Here is an 18,918-nt window from a genome sequence, read left to right as displayed (position 1 = left end):
CTCGCTTGCGCTACACAAGCACACTAACGTAACTAGCACCACGGGCGAAAGTGCGTTTTGGCAGGTTTTCGCCCAGAAAACCGCACGGAAACACAAGGGGAGATATCATGCCGAAACCTGTGCCCATGGCCGAAGTCTGGCGCGGCCCGCTGCTGGAGAGCCTGCATCTGGGTCATGCCGTCATTTGTGATGACACGGGCAAGGTGGTGCGCAGCTGGGGGGATCCGGATGCGGTGATCTACCCGCGCAGCTCTGCCAAGATGATCCAGGCGCTGCCGTTGATCACCTCCGGCGCTGCCGCGCGCTATGGCTTGACGTCCGAACAGCTGGCGCTTGCCTGTGCGTCCCACAACGGTGCGCATATCCACACCGAGCGGGTGAATACCTGGCTGGATCAGCTGGGCCTTGGCGATGACGACTTCCGCTGCGGCACGCAATTGCCAGACGACATCCCGGCCCGCAATGAGCTGATCAAGTCCGACAACAGCCCCTGCCAGGTTCACAACAACTGCTCTGGTAAACACGCGGGCTTTCTGACCCTGACCCAATATCTGGGGGCAGGGGCCGAGTACATCGAAGTTGATCACCCGGTGCAGCAGGCCTGTCTGGCGGCGTTTGAGGAAACCACCGGGCAGGATAGTCCCGGCTATGGCATCGACGGCTGCTCAGCGCCGAATTTTGCCACCACCGTATCTGGCCTCGCACGGTCCATGGCTTGGTTTGCCAGTGCTGCAGACCGCTCTGACCGCGCATCGCAAGCGGCGCAGCAGCTGGTGGCGGCAATGACGGCGCATCCCGAATTGGTCGCAGGCGAAAGCCGCTGCTGCACCAACCTGATGCGTGCGATGGGCGGCAAAGTAGCGATTAAGACCGGCGCCGAGGCGGTGTTCATCGCGATCCTGCCTGAACAGAAGATGGGCGTAGCCGTGAAGATCACCGACGGCGCCACCCGCGCCAGCGAATGCGTGATTGCCGCGCTGATGGTCAGCCTTGGTGTGCTGGAGGCCGAGCACCCGGAAACCCGCAAATACATGAACAAGACACTTTACAGCCGCCGCGGGCTGGAGTGCGGATCCATCCGCCCGGCAGCCGAGCTGCTGTTTTGAAAATAGCTGCCCCGGGCCGGCCCCGGGGCATGCAGCCTACATTTCCATGTCGATGATCTCGGCCACTTCGACTGAACCGTTGCCGCTCACCACCATCGGGCAGCCCTTGGCCATTTCGCAGGCAGCATCCTGGTCGGCGGCTTCTACCACCGTGTAGCCCGAAAGTGGATTGGCGCCGCCATTGTCCGCCACGCCGCCGGCGCTGACGGTTTTGGACATGCCAACCGGCGCTCCGGGGATCTTCAGTGCGTCGCCCATCGACCCCATCCAATTCTTCCAGGCCTCCATTTCCTTGGCGCCTTCTGCTTCGCTCTCGGGCTTCTTGCCGCCGTGATAGGCAAAAATGAACTGTGGCATTGGTCTTCTCCCTTGGTTGCGGTGGACGTGATTCAGATTTGTTCGGCCAGTTGCGCCTCCAGCTTGCGCAGGGTCGAAGTCCAGCCCTGTTCGTGGCGCGATGCGATCTCGGTGCCGTCCAGATCACGGTGGTCAATCAGCAGCATGGCGCCGTCTTCGGTGGCAGCGATGGTGAAGGTCACATGGCTTTCAGCGCCGCGGCTGCCGTCCTCGTCATGCCAGGCCCAGGTGAAGCCGACGGATTTCGGCCCATCCACATGGGTCACTTGGCCCGAGACGTGAAACCGCTGGCCGTCACTGTTTTGCATGACAGAATACCAAGGGCCGGTACGGCTCAGGTCCAGATTATGTTCCGGGATATGCACCCCCTCCGGGCCCCACCACTTCAGCAGCTTGTCCGGGGTGGTCACCCAGGCGAACAGCTGTTCCGGACTGACGGGAAAAACCCTTTGCAGCTGCAGATCACTCATGCGGTTTCCTCCATCAGGTGTCATCTGCCATTAAAGCTGCCTCCAGCCGGTCCAGGCCGCCCTCCCAGAAGGCGCGCCGGGACTGGGTCCACTCGGCAATCATCCGCAGGCCTTCGGGCCGGGCCGAATACAGCCGCCTGGTGCCATCGGCGCGCTGGGTGACCAGCCCGGCCTCGCGCAGCACCTTCAGATGGCGCGAGATCGCAGGCGCCGAAATGCCCGCACCCGGTGCCAGATCGCCTGCAGGCAGCTCGCCTTTTGCAATCAGCTGGTCGACGATCGACATACGGGTTTCATCCGACAGCGCGGCAAATGATTTCAGAATCGGTATCATATCTATTATTATCACTTTTGTTAATTAAGTGTCATGTTAAAAAATGGCAGTAGACATTTGGGTGCAATTGACCCGTATTCAGCAAGACAAAACCGCGCGGTCCAAAGTCCGGCACCGGCAGGTGCGGGTCAGCAGATCACCGCATGTCCCAAAGAAGTTTTGCCGCCAGCGTTATTGAAGTCAGCACCAGCAGCGGCTTGATCAGCTTCGCACCCTGCTTGTTTGCAAGCCCGGCTCCTGCACGCGCGCCGGCAATCTGGGCCAATCCCATCAGCAGGCCGGTGATCCACCAAGGGGTGGCAAAAAAGGAAAAGGCAACAAGCCCGCCCGCATTGGAGGCAAAGTTCAGCAGTTTGGTATGGGCCGTGGCTTTGAGGATGCCATAACCGGCAAGGGAGACAAAGGCGAGCATGTAGAAACTGCCTGCCCCCGGCCCCAGCAGCCCGTCATAAGCACCGCACAAGGGAACCATTGTTGCGGCAAACAGGGCAGGCGATAGGCGGCTCTGCCGGTCCAGATCATCCAGCCCTTTCTTGACCGCAAAGAATATGGCGATGGCAATCAGCAGTACTGGCAGGAACAGGCGGATCCACTCGGTGGGCAAGAAGGTCACCAGAAAGGCGCCTGCAACCGATGCGGTAAAGGCGATCAGCGCAGGTTTACGCTGCGAATTCAGATCAACATGGCCGGCCCGGGCATAGGTGGCCGCCGCGGTGGCGGCTCCGAACAGCCCCTGGATCTTGTTCGTCGCCAAGGCTGTGACAGGGCTGGCCCCAGCCAGCAGCAGAACAGGCAAGGTGACCAGGCCGCCGCCGCCGGCAAGCGCGTCGATGAAGCCCGCAACAAACCCGGCTGCCAGCAGCAGCATCAGGGTCTCGATCCCCACTTCCAGCATGTGATTGATCAGCCTTTGAAATCGCCGTGACCGTAGCCCTGGATGTACAGCAGCGCAGTCAGGTCGCCGTGGTTGATGCGGATGTCGCATTCTGCCGCAACCGAAGGTTTGGCATGCAGCGCCACCCCGGCGCCCGCGCGTTTCAGCATCCCCAGATCATTGGCGCCGTCACCTACCGCAATGACATCCGCCGCACCGATCCCCAGCCGGGCGGTGATCTGCTCCAGCGCCTCCACCTTGGCTTCCCGGCCCAGGATCGGCCTGCCTGCTTCTCCGGTCAGCTTGCCGTCTTCCACGGTCAGGGTGTTGGCGCGGTTTTCGTCAAACCCCAGCTCTGCCGCCACCTGTGCGGTGAACGCCGTGAACCCGCCCGACACCAGCGCCGCATAAGCGCCCTCTGCCTTCATCGTGGCCAGCAGATGCCTGCCGCCGGGCATGTAAGTGATGCGCTCGGCCAGCACCTTGCCGATCACCGTTTCCGGCAGCCCTTTCAGCAGTCCCACCCGCTCGGTCAGCGCGCCTTCAAAATCCAGCTCGCCGTTCATTGCCCGTGCGGTAATGTCCTTGACCCGTGCGCCAACGCCCGCTTCTTCTGCCAGCTCGTCAATGCACTCCTGCTGGATCATGGTGGAGTCCATATCGGCCAGCAGCATCTTCTTCTTGCGCCCGGCGTTGGGCTGAATGACCAGATCCACGCCCAGCTTCTGCAGATCCTCCCAGACGTTCCACCGGTTGTCCGGCATTTGCTCCAGCGAAAACTCAGCTGCGGCACCTGGCGCCAGCCAGACAGCCTCGCCACCGCCCCAGGCATTGCGCAGCGATTCGATCAGCGGAGGCTCCAGAACCGGGCTGGCAGGGTTGCAAAGCAGGGTGGCAGCAAACATCGGCAGGCTCCGTTTCATCGGGGTTCGCCTTGTCATAACGGTCCGCCGCTGGATCGGCCAGCCTGCTCGATGCTGTGGAAAACAGGGGGCGTTATAAGGCAGGCCGCCAGCAGCGAATTCAGGACGCCTGTTTCCGATGGTGGAAAAACGTGTCGCAAAAAGAGTGTGTATGGCCGTATTTTTCCGACTTTCCTGTTGCATGCCGCGCTGCAGCGGCCTAGCTCTGGTGGCGGGACACCCCTCCCCAACGAGGGGCGCTTATCTGGAAGGGTAGCATTCATGGCTATTGCACAACCGGCATCGCGGCCGGTAAATCCGCGTTTTTCTTCTGGCCCTTGCGCCAAACCTCCTGTTTTTGACGTCGCCAAACTTGCCGGCGCGCCGCTGGGCCGTTCGCACCGCGCTGCGGTTGGCAAGGAGCGTCTGAAGGCGGCGATCGAAGGCACCCGCGAAATTCTGAACATCCCTGCTGATTACAAGATCGGCATTGTCCCTGCGTCGGATACCGGCGCGGTGGAAATGGCGATGTGGAACCTGCTGGGGGCCCGCGGTGTCGAGATGCTGGCCTGGGAAAGCTTCGGCTCTGGCTGGGTGACCGACGCGGTTAAGCAGTTGAAACTGGACGCCACCGTCAAGACCGCCGACTACGGCCAGATCGTGGACCTCGCCTCTGTCGATTTCGCCAATGACGTCGTCTTCACCTGGAACGGCACGACTTCCGGCGTGCGGGTTCCCAACGGCAACTGGATCCCGGCGGACCGCGAAGGGCTGACCATCTGCGATGCCACTTCTGCCGCCTTTGCGCAGCGCCTGCCCTGGGACAAACTGGATGTGACCACCTTCTCCTGGCAGAAGGTGCTGGGCGGCGAAGCGGCGCACGGCATGATCATCCTTTCCCCCCGTGCGGTCGAACGGCTGGAAAGCTACACCCCCGCCTGGCCGCTGCCGAAAATTTTCCGCCTGACCAAGGGCGGCAAGCTGATCGACGGCATTTTCCAGGGTGCGACTATCAACACGCCCTCGATGCTGGCGGTTGAGGATTACCTGCTGGCGCTGGACTGGGCGCGCTCGGTTGGCGGCATGGAAGGCCTGCGCGAACGCGCCTACGCCAACCTCGCCGCAGTGCAAAGCTTTGTGCAGGACAATCCCTGGATCGCGTTCCTGGCTGAACAGCCGGAGTACCGTTCCAACACTTCTGTCTGCCTAAAATTTACGGATGAGCGCATTCAGGACGGCGCAGCGTTTGCCAAGGCCGTGGCCAAACGGCTGGAAAATGAAGGCGTAGCCTATGACATCGGCGCCTACCGCGACGCGCCTGCGGGCCTGCGGATCTGGTGCGGTGGCACGGTTGAAACCACTGATGTGGCCGCCCTGATGCCTTGGATCAAATGGGCCTTCGAGGCTGAGATCGCCCTCCAGACTGAAGCCGCCTGAATTCGGCTCTGCTCCGGGGCACCGCCCCGGAACTCCCTTCCAGGGAACCCTTCACAATATCAGGCCGCACAGGCCCCCGTATGAAAAGGACCACCAACATGGCTCCCAAAGTTCTCATCTCCGACAAGCTGTCCGAAGCTGCCGTCCAGATCTTCCGCGACCGGGGCATCGACGTCGATTTCCTGCCTGATGTGGGCAAGGACAAGGAAAAACTGGCGGAAATCATCGGCCAGTACGACGGGTTGGCGATCCGCTCGGCGACCAAAGTGAGCGAAAAGATCCTGGAGAGTGCCGCAAACCTCAAGGTGATCGGCCGCGCTGGCATCGGCACCGACAACATCGACAAAGAAGCCGCCTCCAAGCGCGGCGTCATTGTGATGAACACCCCCTTCGGCAACATGATCACCACCGCCGAACACGCCATCGCCATGATGTTTGCAACCGCCCGTCAGCTGCCCGAAGCCTCGGCGTCCACCCATGCGGGCAAATGGGAGAAGTCCAAGTTCATGGGCACCGAACTGACGGCCAAGACCCTGGGTGTGATCGGCGCCGGCAACATCGGCGGCATCGTCTGCGACCGCGCCCGCGGCCTCAAGATGAAGGTGGTGGCCTATGACCCGTACCTGAGCACTGAGAAGGCCGACAAGATGGGCGTCGAAAAGGTTGAGCTGGACGAGCTACTGGCCCGTGCCGACTTCATCACCTTGCATGTGCCGCTGACCGACCAGACCCGCAACATCCTGTCCAAGGAAAACCTGGAGAAGACCAAGAAGGGCGTGCGCATCATCAACTGCGCCCGCGGCGGCCTGGTGGATGAGGGCGCGCTGGCGGAATTGCTGACCTCCGGCCATGTGGCAGGTGCGGCCTTTGACGTGTTCTCGGTCGAGCCGGCCAAGGAAAACGCCCTCTTCGGCCTGCCCAATGTGGTCTGCACCCCGCATTTGGGTGCCGCCACCACCGAGGCGCAGGAGAACGTCGCACTGCAGGTGGCTGAGCAGATGTCCAACTACCTGCTGACCGGCGCGGTTGAAAACGCGCTCAACATGCCCTCGGTGACGGCGGAAGAAGCCAAGGTCATGGGCCCCTGGATCAAATTGGCCGACCACTTGGGCAGCTTCGTGGGGCAGATGACGGATGAACCGATCAAGGCGATCAACATCCTTTATGATGGTGCCGCCTCGGAGATGAACCTGGACGCGCTGAACTGTGCGGTGATTGCCGGTATCATGAAGCGCGCCAACCCCGAGGTGAACATGGTCTCCGCCCCGGTGGTCGCCAAGGAGCGCGGCATCCAGATTTCGACCACAAACCAGGACAAATCCGGCACCTTCGACGGCTATGTCAAGGTGACCGCAGTGACCTCCAAGCGCGAACGCTCGGTGGCTGGCACCGTGTTCTCCGACGGCAAGCCGCGGTTCATCCAGATCAAGGGCATCAATATCGAGGCCGAGGTCGGTGCGCATATGCTGTACACCACTAACGAGGACGTGCCTGGCATCATCGGCACCCTGGGCCATACCTTGGGCGAAAGCGATGTGAACATTGCCAATTTCACCCTGGGCCGCTCCGAAGCCGGCGGCGAAGCCATCGCACTGCTGTATGTGGATGACGAGGTGCCAGCAGAGGTCCGCGCCAAGCTGGCCGAAACCGGGTTGTTCAACCAGATCAAACCGTTGGCATTCGACGTCGTCTGAAAGTTGATTGCGTAACTGGTTCAATCAGGAACGCCGCCCGGTTATAAGGGCGGCGTTTTCATATCCGGCCCTCTCCAGACAAAGGATCTTGCAATGACTGCGCCCCTCTATGCGATCGGCGACATTCACGGCCAGCTTGCCATGCTGGAGGAGGCTTTGACCCGGATCGAGGCCGACGGCGGCCCGGACGCACGGATTGTCTTTCTGGGCGATTACACAGACCGCGGCCCGGACAGCCGCGGGGTGCTGGACCGGCTGATCACAGGTCAGGAGGAGGGGCGCGACTGGATAACGCTGTTAGGCAACCATGACCGGATGTTTGCCTGGTTCATGGAGGACACGCCCCGCCATGACCCGCATTTACTGGTCGGCTACCACTGGCTGCATGAGCGGATCGGCGGAGTTGAGACCCTGGCCAGCTACGGGCTGACATTCGAAGACCGCACCCGGCTCGACGCCCTGCAGGCCCGGGCCAAGGAGGTGATCCCGGCCCGGCACACTGAATTCCTGCGTCGCCTCATGCCCCTTTATGAGACGCCGGACCTTGCCTTTGTGCACGCCGGAATTCGCCCCGGCGTACCGCTGCCCCAGCAGCAGGAGAACGATCTGGTCTGGATCCGGCAGCCATTTCACGACCACACCGGCCCGCACCCGAAACTGATTGTGCATGGCCACACGCCAGTGGACCGGCCCAGCCATTACGGCAACCGCATCAACCTCGACACCGGCGCCGGCTACGGCCGCCCGGTCAGTGCCGCCGTCTTCGAAGGCCGCAACTGCTGGCTGCTCACGGAAAACGGCCGCCAGCCGCTGACCCCGTAATTTTCCCTTCTTCTGGCCAAAACATCCTGGGGGTGAGCGCCAGCGGCGCGAAGGGGCGCGCAATCCTGGGCTTGTTGAAGCACCGCTCGACGAGATTGCGCAAGGAATACAGCGAATGCTCCACACCGACCCGCATCTTGCGTGATTTGCGCATGGGAATCTGGTCGAGCACGTCCCGCGCCTCCATCCTTTTCCGAATATTGTTAGCGTCATAGCCTCGGTCAACCAACAGGACGCTCGGTTCAGGCAGATTGTCGGCCATGGCCATGTCGAACCCCAGGCAATCGGATGTCTGGCCCGGTGTGATCTCGGTCCTCATTGGCAGGCCTGCTTCGGTGACGCCGGGAGGGATCATTTGAAGGGCATCCGGCACCGTCCCGCTTTGGTTCAGGGCGTCCATGATGCCCTCCCGCAACCCTGCCAGCGTCCCGCGCCGGAACTGCCGGTAGATACTCGGCCACTTGCCGTACTCTTCAGGCAGGTCACGCCATGGCGCGCCGGTGCGGGCGATCCAGAAAACTCCATTGAGAACAAGGCGGTGATTGGTGGGTTTGCGCCGGTTCGGGGTGCGTGTTGTCGGGATAAATCGGTCAAAAAACGCCCATTCCTCGTCCGGCAAAAATCTCGTGCCAAGCTGGTCTTCCTCGTAGATCCCGGCGTGAATCATCCCCGGCACCCAATGTGAATCCCTTTTGTCAACACAGCCTAGATCACAATCAGGTCCAGTCCAGTACCACTTTGCCGCTAGAGCCGGACTTCATTGCTGCAAAGCCTTTGGTGAAATCGTCCACTGCAAAGCGATGGGTGATGACCCGTCTCACATCCAGCCCGTTCTGCAGCATGGCGATCATCTTGTACCAGGTTTCGAACATTTCGCGCCCGTAGACGCCCTTGATGGTGATTGCCTTGAACACGATGCGCGACCAGTCGACCGGCGATTTTCCCGGCGGAATGCCCAACAGGGCAATCTTGCCGCCCATCACCAGCGCTTCGACCATCTGATCCAATGCCGCTTGCGAACCGGACATTTCCAGCCCGACATCAAACCCCTGTTTCAGGCCCAACTCGCGCACCACGTCATGCAAGTCTTCCTGCGCCACGTTCACCGCGCGCACCGCTGGTACCACATGTTCCGCTAGCGACAGGCGGTCCGGGTTGATATCGGTGATCACCACATGGCGCGCGCCGGCATGTTTCGCCACCGCCGCCGCCATGATGCCAATGGGGCCTGCGCCGGTAATCAGCACGTCTTCGCCCAGCAGATCAAAGCTGAGCGCCGTATGCACAGCATTGCCCAAGGGGTCCAAAATGGCACCGATCTCATCCGGGATTTCCTCCGGCAGCGGCACCACGTTAAAGGCGGGGAGTTTCAGATATTGGGCAAAGGCGCCTTGCTCATTCACCCCGATGCCGCGGGTTCCGGGGTCCAGGTGGAACTTGCCGGCGCGGCTCTGGCGCGAGTCCGTCTTGATCAGATGCCCCTCGCCAGAGCAGCGCTGCCCGACCGCCAAATCGGTGACATTGCGCCCGATCTCGACGATTTCACCCGCAAATTCATGCCCGGTAATCATTGGTACCGGCACGGTGTGCGAAGCCCATTCATCCCAGTTCCAGATGTGGATGTCGGTGCCGCAGATGCCGGTCTTCTTGATTTTGATCAGCACTTCGTCCGGGCCGATTTCCGGCACCGGCGCCTGCACCATCCACAGGCCCTCTTGCGGCTGGCTCTTCTCCAGCGCCTTCATTGTATTTGGGCGGCTCATGACACGATCCCCAGCGCCTTGCCCACCTTGCCAAAGGCGGTCAATGCCCGGTCCAGCTCGTCCCGCGTCAGCGCCGCATTCATCTGGGTGCGGATCCGCGCCTGGCCGCGCGGCACCACCGGGAAGAAGAAGCCGGAGACATAAACGCCCTCGTCAAACAGCTTTGCCGCCATGTCCTGTGCCAGCTGCGCCTCGCCCAGCATCACCGGAATGATCGGGTGCTCACCCGGCAGCAGGTCAAAGCCCAAGCCTTCCAGCCCGGCGCGCCAGTACTTAGCATTCTCAAACAGCTGCGCCCGCAAGCCGTCCCCTTCTTCCACCAGCCGGATCGCCTCCAGCCCGGCAGCAACAATCGATGGCGGCAGCGAATTGGAGAACAAATAGGGCCGCGCCCGCTGCCGCAGCAGGTCGATCACTGGCTGCGGCCCGGCGATATAACCGCCGATGGCCCCCCCAAGTGCTTTGCCCAATGTCCCGGTGACGATATCCACGTCCACTCCGAAATGCTCCGGCGTGCCCGCACCTGTCGCCCCCATGAAGCCGGTTGCGTGGCAGTCATCCACCATCACCACCGCATCGTATTTATCCGCCAGCGCCCGGATCTCCGGCAGCTTGGCCAGGTAGCCGTCCATCGAAAACACCCCGTCAGTCGCGATCATGATATGCCGCGCCCCGTCCTCGCGCGCCTGTTTCAGCCAGGCCTCCAGATCATTCATGTCGCTGTTCAAATAGCGATAGCGTTTGGCCTTGCACAGGCGCACCCCGTCGATGATCGACGCATGGTTCAGCGAGTCCGAGATGATCGCATCCTCCGGCCCCAGCAGCGGCTCGAACAGCCCGCCATTGGCATCGAAACAGGCGGCAAACAGGATTGCGTCATCCTTGCCGAGGAATTTGGCCAGCCGCTGCTCCAGCTCCCGGTGAATGTCCTGGGTACCGCATATGAAGCGGACTGAGGCCATGCCGAATCCTTTGGGCTCCATCGCGTCCTTGGCTGCATTGATGAGGGCAGGGTGGTTGGCCAGACCCAGATAGTTGTTGGCGCAGAGGTTGATCACCTCGCGGCCGCCAACCGTGATCCCGCCCCCTTGGGGGGAGGTGATCATTCGCTCACGCTTGTACAGCCCCTCAGCCTCGATCTGGGCAAGCGTGTTGGAGATGTCGGTCAGAAATGCGTTGGACATGAGCTGGCTCCCTGGGTGTTTCGAGTCGCGTGTCTATCATAGCGGACATGTTTCCGAAATACGGGATTTCAGTATGGCGGAAAAAATTCCGTGAAACCGGATTTTAAGGCTGAAATTCCACCCGGCCGGACTATCTCATCCCAAAACAGGGAGGAAATAGTCATGGCACGCATCACGGGTATCGGCGGAGTATTCATCAAGGCGCGCGGCGGCGCCAAGGAGCTGGCAGAATGGTACCGCGACTGTTTGGGGCTGGAGCTGGCGGATTTCGGCGGCGCCGTCCTTAAGTGGCCGGAGGACAAGGCCGGCGACGGCGGCCTCACCGTATGGGCCGCTGCTGATCAGAACGGGACTTGGTTCGATCCCAGTACCTCGGGCTTTATGATCAATTACCGGGTTGATGACATGGACGGCATGGTTGCGCAGCTGACGGCCGCAGGCATTCCCATCCTGAAAGGGCCTGACGCCCATGAGAACGGCCGCTTTGCCTGGATCATGGATCCAGAAGGCAACAAGGTGGAGCTGTGGGAGCCTGCGCCTTGGGATGAGAAGAACAAAGGCTGACTGTCCCTTTGTGTCCTTAAAGGCAGGCACAAAAAAACGCGGCCCCTTTGCAGGGACCGCGTTTCAGAACTGCTAAGCTGAAAAGCTTATGCCAGCGCCAGGTTCACAGCCGACTCGCGGCCGTCACGGCCGGGCTCGATGTCGAAAGTAACTTTCTGGTTGTCCGCCAGGCCGGTCAGGCCGGAACGCTCAACAGCGGAGATGTGCACGAACACATCTTTGCTGCCGCCGTCGGGTGCGATGAAGCCGAAGCCTTTAGTGGTGTTGAACCATTTTACGGTGCCGGTGGCCATATCCGTAGTCTCCTAGTATTTGCTGCCCGCGGAAGTGCGGCAGCCTGGCGTAGTCGGTCTGGATCGAGAGACTGAAAACGCCGCAAAGCGGGAGACAGTGGATCGACAAGAATAACGTTAGCGATCCACATATGGTCCGATGCCGTGAGTCTTTCAAGGGCTTTGTTCCGGAAAGGTGGAGAGAGGGGCTTTCTTGCCGGTGCGTTTACGCTGGTTCAGCGAAAAAGATCCGGCTCAAACCCGAAATCTCCCGCCTGTCTGAAAGGTCTGCCAATGCCTGGATTGATATTGAAACAAGGGGTGCAGCCGGGCTTGAGGGCATACCTCAAGCGGTTTTCACAATAAGAAACACCCGCGCCGGCCCCTCGGGGGCGGTAACCGAATGCGCAACGTCAGCGGCATAGCGGGCAGTGTCGCCTGTTTGCAGCAAGTTATTGGCGTTGCCCGAAGAAAGAGCAATTTCGCCCTCTAGAACGGTCAGTTGTTCCACTGTGCCGCGGGTGTGGGGCTGGCTGATCAGTGCACCGCCCTTGTCGAACCGGATATCATAGACCTCGTGCCCGCCGGCGTCCTCTGGCGGCGACAGAATGCGGATCCGGCATCCTTGGCCCATGTTCTCGATCTTGGGCACATCTGTTGCGCGCAGAACCTCAATCCGGTCCTTCATGTCCCCTGTTTCCAGCAGCCCGGCAAAATCCACCTGCAGCGCACGGGTCAGGTTCCACAGTGTTGCGATGGTGGGGGAGCTTTCACCGCGCTCAATCTGGCTTACCATAGAACGGCTGACACCGGAGAGATTCGCCACCGCCTCCAGGCTTAGCCCTTGGGTGCGGCGGGCCTCTTTCAGGCGGGCGGGCAGCAGGGTCAGGATATCGTCTGTGTTTTCCGTCATGACGGATTCTCTGCGCTGTCAGGCAGGATTTGTCAAATCCTGCGGTCTTTCGGAATGTTGCGCAGTGGCGGTGTACGGGGAGTTACGCGGCGTTTCCATGACGGCACGTCCCGGCAGACAGGGTCATGCTGCGGGCGCATAATGGCGGCAACGCAGGAGTGAGGAGAAAGACAATGACTGATATCGTGATTTTGGACGGCGCCCGCACTGCCATCGGCACATTTGGCGGTGCGTTGGCAGGTACTGCACCGATTGATCTGGCCACAACCGTATCAAAAGCAGCACTGGAGCGCTCTGGCGTTGAGGGCGGGCAAATCGGCCACGCCGTGTTCGGCCACATCATCAACACCGAGCCGCGCGACATGTACCTGAGCCGGGTTGCAGCGATGCAGGCGGGGGTGCCTGATGCGGTGCCCGCGATGAACGTGAACCGGCTTTGCGGTTCCGGCGTGCAGGCAATTGTATCAGCCTTTCAGTCACTTACCTTAGGCGATGCGGAGTTCGCACTGGCCGGCGGTGCCGAAAACATGTCGCGCAGCCCCTATATCCTCCAGCAAAGCCGCTGGGGGGCAAAGATGGGCGATGTAAAGTCGCTGGACATGATGCTGGGGGCATTGAACTGCCCGTTCGGCACGGGCCATATGGGGGTTACAGCCGAGAACGTCGCCGATGAGCACGGAATTACGCGCGTCCAGATGGATGAATTTGCCGTCACCAGCCAGAGCCGCGCGGCGGCAGCAATCGAGGCCGGGCATTTCAAATCGCAGATCGCGCCGGTTGAGGTGAAGGTCAAGCGCGACATGGTACCGTTTGAGGTGGACGAGCACCCCAAAGCCACCACCCTGGAGGTGCTGGGCGGGCTGAAGGCGGTGTTCCAGAAAGATGGCCGGGTTACCGCCGGCAATGCCAGCGGGATCAACGATGGTGCGGCGGCGGTGGTGCTGGCCACAGCCGCCGCCGCAGAAAAGGCGGGTCTGAAACCCAAGGCGCGGATCCTGGGCTATGCCCATGCCGGTGTGCGTCCCGAGGTGATGGGGATCGGCCCGGTTCCTGCGGTGCGTAACCTGTTCGAAAAGACCGGCCTGTCGGCGGGCGATTTCGACGTCATTGAATCGAACGAGGCTTTTGCCTCTCAGGCGCTGGCGGTGAATAAGGAGCTGGGGCTGGACCCTGCCCGGGTGAACCCAAACGGCGGAGCGATTGCCCTGGGCCATCCGGTGGGTGCAACCGGTGCTATCATCACCTTGAAAACGCTTTATGAATTGGAGCGGACCGGCGGATCGAAAGGTCTGATCACAATGTGCATCGGCGGTGGTCAGGGCATCGCTTTGGCAATCGAGCGGCTGTAAGAGAAAGCGAAGGGGGCGCTGCCCCCTCGCGCCTTGCGGCGCTCACCCCTGGGGTATTTCAGACCAGAAAGAAGACCGTGGCCATTGGGGCCTTTGCGCGCTCACAGCAGCAGGGCAACAACGGCACAGAGGCTTGCTCCGCCGGCTGCGCCTAGAACAGCCGGGGTTACCCAGCTGTTCAGCTTGCGTTTTTGTGTCCCGTTCTGCGCTGCTTGCGCGATCAGCGCCTGTTCCACCAGCGCGGGCAGCCGGGGGCCAAACCGGGCCATCACCTTGGCGGTGTCCAACAGGTCGGAAACCACGGCGCGCGGGCCGATTGATTTCTTGATGTAATCCTCGACCACCGGCTGGGCGGCTTCCCAGATGTTGATATGCGGATCCAGCGAGCGGGCGACGCCTTCGACCACGACCATGGTACGTTGCAGCAGGATCAGCTCGGTGCGGGTTTCCATGCCGAAACGCTCGGTGACTTCAAACAGATAGTTCAGCAGCCGCCCCATGGAGATCTGCGAGGCGTCCATGCCGAAGATCGGCTCTCCCACCGCGCGCAAGGCGCGGGCGAATTCATCCACATCGTGGGAGGCGGAGACATAACCGGCCTCGAAATGCACCTCGGCGACGCGTTTGTAGTCGCGTTTGATGAAGCCATAGAGGATCTCGGCGTAGACCCGGCGGGTGTATTCATCAATATGGCCCATGATGCCAAAGTCATAGGCGATAATGTCACCGTTTGCCGCGACCTTCATGTTGCCCTGATGCATGTCGGCGTGGAAAAAACCATCGCGCAGCGCGTGGCGCAGGAACAGCGACAGCACCCGGTCGGCCAGCACCCGGCGGTCATGGCCCGCTGCATCCAGCGCGTCATTGTCACCCAGCGCAACGCCGTCCGCCCAGCCCATCGTCATTACCCGGCGGGCGGAATAGCCCCAGCGGATCTCAGGCAGCTGGAAGCCTTCGTCATTCACGGTATTGGCGGCAAATTCCGAGGCGGCGGCGCTTTCCAGGCGCAGGTCCAATTCCCCTTGCACCACACCGTCGAAATGCTCGATCACGTCCATCGGCTTCAGGCGGCGGGCACCGGGCGCAAAAAGATCGGCTATGCGGGCAGCGAAGTAAAAGGCGTCCACATCCTTGTTGAAAGCGCGCTCAATACCGGGCCGCAGAATCTTGACGGCCACTTCATCGCCGGAGTCCGCCAGCGTAGCCCGGTGCACCTGCGCAATAGAGGCTGCGGCGATGGGGTCGCTGAACTCCGAGAAAACCTCTGAGACCGGGCGGCCCAGTTCTTTTTCCACTTCGGCCAGTGCCTCGGCGCGGGAGAACGGCGGCAGCTTGTCCTGCAGCACCCGCAATTGGCGGGCGAGATCCTTGCCCACCACATCGGGCCGGGTCGAAAGAACCTGCCCGAATTTGATATAGGCAGGCCCCAGGGCGTTCAGCGCGCGGGTTTCGGGCGGCATTGCGGGATCGCCCTTGTAGCCCAGCCATTTAAACGGCCAGCCCAGGGTGCGGGCGAGGATACGCAGGGGCTTTGGGGCCTCGAACGCCTCCAGAACCGAATGCATGGCGCCGGTGCGCTCGAAAGTGGCGCCTGTGCGGATCAAGCGCAGAATGTTGTGGGGGCCGCGCATAGGTCAGATCTTCCAGCCGGAATGCAAGGCGGCGATGCCCAGCGACAGGTTGCGGTACTTGGCGTTCTCGAACCCTGCCTTGCGCAGCATTCCGAGGAAAGTTTCCTGATCGGGGAAGTTGCGGATCGATTCCACCAGATACTGGTAGCTGTCGTAATCGCCGGCAATCATTTGCCCCATCCGCGGGATCACATTGAAGGAGTAGAGGTCATAAAGCTTTTGCAGCCCGTCATTCGGCAGCTGCGAGAACTCCAGCACCATCAGCCGCCCGCCGGGGCGCAGCACCCGGTAAGCCTCGTTCAAGGCCTCCTGCGGGCGGGTTACGTTCCGGATGCCGAAAGAGATGGTGTAGACGTCAAAAGTGTTGTCCTTGAACGGCAGCTTCATCGCATCGCCGGTTACCCAGTCGAGGCTGTGCGCCATCTGCTCGGCCTCGGCGCGTTTGCGGCCTTCTTCCAGCATCGGGCGGGTGAGATCAAACACGGTGGAGTGGCCGGACCCTGCGCGTTTCAGGAAGCGGAAGGAAATGTCACCGGTGCCGCCCGCCACATCCAAGAGCCGCTGACCGGGTCGCGGCGCCAGCCAGTCCATCATCGCGTCTTTCCAGACCCGGTGGATACCCACACTCATCACGTCGTTCATGATGTCGTATTTCGAGGCGACCGAGTTGAAGACCCCCTGCACGCGGCCGGCCTTTTCCTCCTCGCGGACGGTTTCGAACCCGAAATGGGTGGTGTTGTCGCTGCTATCGCTCATGAGGCTTGCCGTTTGCTGAATTCCGCCCTTGTTATAAGGCGCTGGAGGGCAGGCACAATGCGGCCCGTTGGTTCAGGAGGGGTGTAATGCCAGAATTGCCCGAGGTCGAGACAGTGAAACGCGGATTGGCGCCTGCAATGGAGGGGGCGGTGATCACAAATGCGGCTGTGAACCGGCCGGACCTGCGCTGGCCGTTTCCGGAGCGGATGGCCGAGCGGCTGACCGGTGCGCGGGTCAATGGGCTGCGGCGGCGGTCAAAGTACATTCTTGCCGACCTCGACACGGATGAGACATTGCTCATTCACCTTGGCATGTCGGGCCGGATGACGGTGTCGGGTGATCCGCTGGGGCAGTTCACGCATGAGCATCCTCAGGCAGTAAAGCACGATCATGTGGTTCTGGATATGGACAACGGCGCCCGTATCACATTCAACGATCCGCGCCGCTTTGGTGCAATGGATCTGCTGGAGACGGCGACTGCCGGGTCCCACAAATTGCTGGCGGTGCTGGGGCCGGAGCCGCTGGGCAATGATTTTCACGAGGATCATCTGGTTGCCGCCTTCCAGGGTCGCAACACGCCGGTGAAATCTGCATTACTGGATCAGGGAATCATTGCTGGCCTTGGTAACATTTACGTCTGCGAAGCTTTGTTCCGTGCGGGAATTTCGCCACGCCGCAAGGCTGGGCAGATTGCCGCGCATCGGGTTGCGGCGCTGGTTCCGATCATCCGGGACGTGTTGCAGGATGCCATCCGTGCAGGCGGATCGTCGCTCAAGGATTTTCGGCAAGCCTCTGGTGAACTTGGATATTTTCAACATTCTTTCGATGCTTACGGGCGCGAGGGCGAACCTTGCCGTCGCGCGGGTTGCACCGGGGCAATTGGGAGAATCACTCAGTCCGGACGCTCTACCTTCTACTGTGTAAAGTGCCAAAGATAGCTTGATCAGAGTGCCCCTTTTGGTAAGGACTCAGGACTGAACGGAACAACCGAAAGAGAAATCATGGCCTACGAGACGATCAACGTCGATGTGCAGGACCACGTTTGCCTCATAAAACTGAACCGCCCAGAGGCGATGAACGCGCTCAACAAGGAACTCATCGGCGAGCTGTGCGCGGCTTTGGAAGAGGCCGATGCCAGCGACAAGGTGCGCTGCATCGTTTTGACCGGCTCGGAAAAGGCCTTTGCCGCCGGTGCCGACATCAAAGAGATGTCGGAGATGAGCTTTACCGAAGTGTTCTCCACGAACCTGTTTGCCGATGCCAATGACCGGATCTCTGCCATTCGCAAGCCGGTGATCGCGGCGGTGGCCGGCTATGCGCTGGGCGGCGGCTGCGAGCTGGCGATGCTGTGCGATTTCATTATCGCTGCTGAGACTGCCAAATTCGGCCAGCCTGAGATCAATCTGGGCGTCGTTGCAGGCATTGGCGGCACGCAGCGTCTGACCCGGTTTGTGGGCAAGTCCAAATCGATGGATATGAACCTCACCGGGCGCTTCATGAATGCCGAGGAAGCCGAACGTGCCGGCCTGGTGTCGCGCGTGGTGCCGGCCAAGAAGCTGATCGAGGAAGCCACCGCAGCGGCACAGAAGATCGCCGAAAAATCGCTGCTGACCGCGATGGCGGTCAAGGAGACGGTGAACCGCTCTTACGAGCTGCCGCTGAACGAGGGGCTGCTGTTCGAGCGCCGGGTATTCCACTCGATGTTTGCCACCGAAGACCAGAAAGAGGGCATGGCTGCCTTTCTGGAAAAGCGCGAAGCGCAGTTCCGGGACAAATGAACCCGGCTTGCGATTGAAGTAACGGAGCGGCGGGCGGATGAGCCCGCCGTTTTGCTTTCCGTTCCAGCGCCCTTGCAATTCTGCACTGGATTGGATAAACGCCGCCCCATACATGCGCGTGCAGCCCGCTCTGGCTAGAATCACACCGGTTTTGTGACCCGGGTCCGGCTGGCATTGCGTCCGATAGAAACAGAACCCGAGATAAGGTCAGATACCATGGCAAATTCGCCCCAGGCCAAGAAGCGCGCACGTCAGAACGAAAAGCGCTTTGCCGTCAACAAAGCCCGTCGTTCGCGCATCCGCACCTACCTGCGTAAAGTTGAAGAAGCTATCGCTTCCGGCGACAAAGAAGCTGCAACCACAGCTCTGCGCGCTGCTCAGCCCGAGCTGATGCGCGGTGTCACCAAGGGTGTGTACCACAAAAACACCGCTTCCCGCAAAATCTCGCGCCTGTCCGCACGCGTGAAGGCACTGGCCTGAGATTCGCGCTGCTGGGCAAGCTCAAGCAGAGTTGAAAAGTTGTCAGGGCGCTGCAGATTGCAGCGCCTTGTTTTTTGGGAAAACCCTCGGCGGTGTTCTGCAGGCGCGAGAGATTCTTTGTCGCCAAAGGCAGAGTCAACATCATAGTTTCGTTGCTGCCGCCCCCCTCGAATTGCTACCAATAGGACAGCGATTCACTCGCTGGGGGGACAGGCTGCTTGCGGCAATCTTG

Annotated in this window: 20 protein-coding genes and 1 pseudogene; 9 read left to right on the top strand and 12 right to left on the bottom strand. The window is 61.0% G+C overall.

From position 1 onward, the window contains the following. The first annotated feature begins 107 nt into the window (after nt 1-107). A complete protein-coding gene (locus K3557_RS18135) occupies nt 108-1,106 on the top strand; it encodes an asparaginase (protein WP_259995462.1) in 999 nt (332 codons plus the stop codon). A gap of 36 nt (nt 1,107-1,142) precedes the next feature. Here K3557_RS18135 and K3557_RS18130 read toward each other — a convergent pair whose 3' ends face one another. From K3557_RS18130 to serB, 5 genes are all read right to left on the bottom strand, one after another. After that, nucleotides 1,143-1,463: a YciI family protein gene (locus K3557_RS18130; RefSeq protein WP_259995461.1), complete on the bottom strand. Its 321-nt coding sequence runs from the start codon at nt 1,461-1,463 to the stop codon at nt 1,143-1,145. Between the two features lie 32 nt (nt 1,464-1,495). After that, on the bottom strand, nt 1,496-1,933 hold the full coding sequence (locus tag K3557_RS18125; protein ID WP_259995459.1) for an SRPBCC domain-containing protein: 438 nt from the start codon (nt 1,931-1,933) through the stop codon (nt 1,496-1,498). A 13-nt stretch (nt 1,934-1,946) separates the two neighbouring features. Next, nucleotides 1,947-2,267 (bottom strand): helix-turn-helix transcriptional regulator, encoded by a 321-nt coding sequence (locus K3557_RS18120; protein ID WP_259995458.1) that lies wholly within the window; start codon nt 2,265-2,267, stop codon nt 1,947-1,949. Nucleotides 2,268-2,403: 136 nt separating this feature from the next. Then, the gene (locus tag K3557_RS18115; protein ID WP_259995456.1) at nt 2,404-3,162 is read right to left on the bottom strand and encodes a TSUP family transporter; all 759 of its coding nucleotides are present in this window, start codon (nt 3,160-3,162) and stop codon (nt 2,404-2,406) included. 8 nt (nt 3,163-3,170) lie between these two features. Then, entirely contained in the window at nt 3,171-4,046 is an 876-nt protein-coding gene (gene serB, locus K3557_RS18110; protein WP_259999680.1) for a phosphoserine phosphatase SerB, read from the bottom strand. Between the two features lie 279 nt (nt 4,047-4,325). On the opposite strand from serB, the gene K3557_RS18105 reads away from it, so the two are divergent. From K3557_RS18105 to K3557_RS18095, 3 genes are all read left to right on the top strand, one after another. Then, the gene (locus K3557_RS18105) at nt 4,326-5,480 is read left to right on the top strand and encodes a phosphoserine transaminase (protein ID WP_259995453.1); all 1,155 of its coding nucleotides are present in this window, start codon (nt 4,326-4,328) and stop codon (nt 5,478-5,480) included. A gap of 98 nt (nt 5,481-5,578) precedes the next feature. Next, nucleotides 5,579-7,174, top strand: a complete 1,596-nt coding sequence (gene serA / locus K3557_RS18100) for a phosphoglycerate dehydrogenase (RefSeq protein WP_259995452.1) — start codon at nt 5,579-5,581, stop codon at nt 7,172-7,174. 93 nt (nt 7,175-7,267) lie between these two features. Continuing rightward, a complete protein-coding gene (locus K3557_RS18095; protein ID WP_259995451.1) occupies nt 7,268-7,996 on the top strand; it encodes a metallophosphoesterase family protein in 729 nt (242 codons plus the stop codon). A 46-nt stretch (nt 7,997-8,042) separates the two neighbouring features. On the opposite strand, the pseudogene K3557_RS18090 reads toward K3557_RS18095, so the two are convergent. From K3557_RS18090 to K3557_RS18080, 3 genes and pseudogenes are all read right to left on the bottom strand, one after another. Then, nucleotides 8,043-8,663 (bottom strand): annotated as a pseudogene (locus K3557_RS18090) (transposase); the annotation flags it as partial. Nucleotides 8,664-8,712: 49 nt separating this feature from the next. Then, entirely contained in the window at nt 8,713-9,741 is a 1,029-nt protein-coding gene (gene tdh / locus K3557_RS18085) for an L-threonine 3-dehydrogenase (protein WP_259999678.1), read from the bottom strand. A 14-nt stretch (nt 9,742-9,755) separates the two neighbouring features. Next, a complete protein-coding gene (locus K3557_RS18080) occupies nt 9,756-10,943 on the bottom strand; it encodes a glycine C-acetyltransferase (RefSeq protein WP_259988928.1) in 1,188 nt (395 codons plus the stop codon). Nucleotides 10,944-11,105: 162 nt separating this feature from the next. On the opposite strand from K3557_RS18080, the gene K3557_RS18075 reads away from it, so the two are divergent. Beyond that, nucleotides 11,106-11,507, top strand: a complete 402-nt coding sequence (locus K3557_RS18075; protein WP_259995450.1) for a VOC family protein — start codon at nt 11,106-11,108, stop codon at nt 11,505-11,507. Nucleotides 11,508-11,593: 86 nt separating this feature from the next. Here K3557_RS18075 and K3557_RS18070 read toward each other — a convergent pair whose 3' ends face one another. Beyond that, a complete protein-coding gene (locus tag K3557_RS18070) occupies nt 11,594-11,800 on the bottom strand; it encodes a cold-shock protein (protein ID WP_024092327.1) in 207 nt (68 codons plus the stop codon). Nucleotides 11,801-12,125: 325 nt separating this feature from the next. Then, nucleotides 12,126-12,692, bottom strand: coding sequence for a helix-turn-helix domain-containing protein (locus K3557_RS18065; RefSeq protein ID WP_027257153.1), 567 nt, complete (start codon nt 12,690-12,692; stop codon nt 12,126-12,128). A 173-nt stretch (nt 12,693-12,865) separates the two neighbouring features. Here K3557_RS18065 and K3557_RS18060 point away from each other — a divergent pair, with 173 nt between their 5' ends. Beyond that, nucleotides 12,866-14,041: an acetyl-CoA C-acyltransferase family protein gene (locus tag K3557_RS18060; RefSeq protein ID WP_259995449.1), complete on the top strand. Its 1,176-nt coding sequence runs from the start codon at nt 12,866-12,868 to the stop codon at nt 14,039-14,041. A 101-nt stretch (nt 14,042-14,142) separates the two neighbouring features. Here the strand turns inward: K3557_RS18060 and ubiB are convergent, their stop codons facing one another. Together ubiB and ubiE are read right to left on the bottom strand one after the other, a co-directional pair. Continuing rightward, nucleotides 14,143-15,672, bottom strand: a complete 1,530-nt coding sequence (gene ubiB / locus K3557_RS18055; protein ID WP_259988935.1) for a 2-polyprenylphenol 6-hydroxylase — start codon at nt 15,670-15,672, stop codon at nt 14,143-14,145. 3 nt (nt 15,673-15,675) lie between these two features. After that, nucleotides 15,676-16,428, bottom strand: coding sequence for a bifunctional demethylmenaquinone methyltransferase/2-methoxy-6-polyprenyl-1,4-benzoquinol methylase UbiE (gene ubiE / locus K3557_RS18050; protein WP_129372782.1), 753 nt, complete (start codon nt 16,426-16,428; stop codon nt 15,676-15,678). Nucleotides 16,429-16,514: 86 nt separating this feature from the next. On the opposite strand from ubiE, the gene mutM reads away from it, so the two are divergent. From mutM to rpsT, 3 genes are all read left to right on the top strand, one after another. Next, nucleotides 16,515-17,366, top strand: a complete 852-nt coding sequence (mutM, locus tag K3557_RS18045; RefSeq protein ID WP_259995448.1) for a bifunctional DNA-formamidopyrimidine glycosylase/DNA-(apurinic or apyrimidinic site) lyase — start codon at nt 16,515-16,517, stop codon at nt 17,364-17,366. Between the two features lie 63 nt (nt 17,367-17,429). Next, the gene (locus tag K3557_RS18040) at nt 17,430-18,206 is read left to right on the top strand and encodes an enoyl-CoA hydratase (protein ID WP_129372784.1); all 777 of its coding nucleotides are present in this window, start codon (nt 17,430-17,432) and stop codon (nt 18,204-18,206) included. A 216-nt stretch (nt 18,207-18,422) separates the two neighbouring features. Further along, the gene (gene rpsT / locus K3557_RS18035; protein ID WP_134830955.1) at nt 18,423-18,686 is read left to right on the top strand and encodes a 30S ribosomal protein S20; all 264 of its coding nucleotides are present in this window, start codon (nt 18,423-18,425) and stop codon (nt 18,684-18,686) included. Nucleotides 18,687-18,918 lie beyond the last annotated feature (232 nt).

It is taken from the genome of Leisingera sp. M523, assembly GCF_025141335.1.
GTDB lineage: Bacteria > Pseudomonadota > Alphaproteobacteria > Rhodobacterales > Rhodobacteraceae > Leisingera.
Note: the sequence above shows the minus strand (reverse complement) of the source record. Positions and strands in the feature narration are given on the sequence as shown.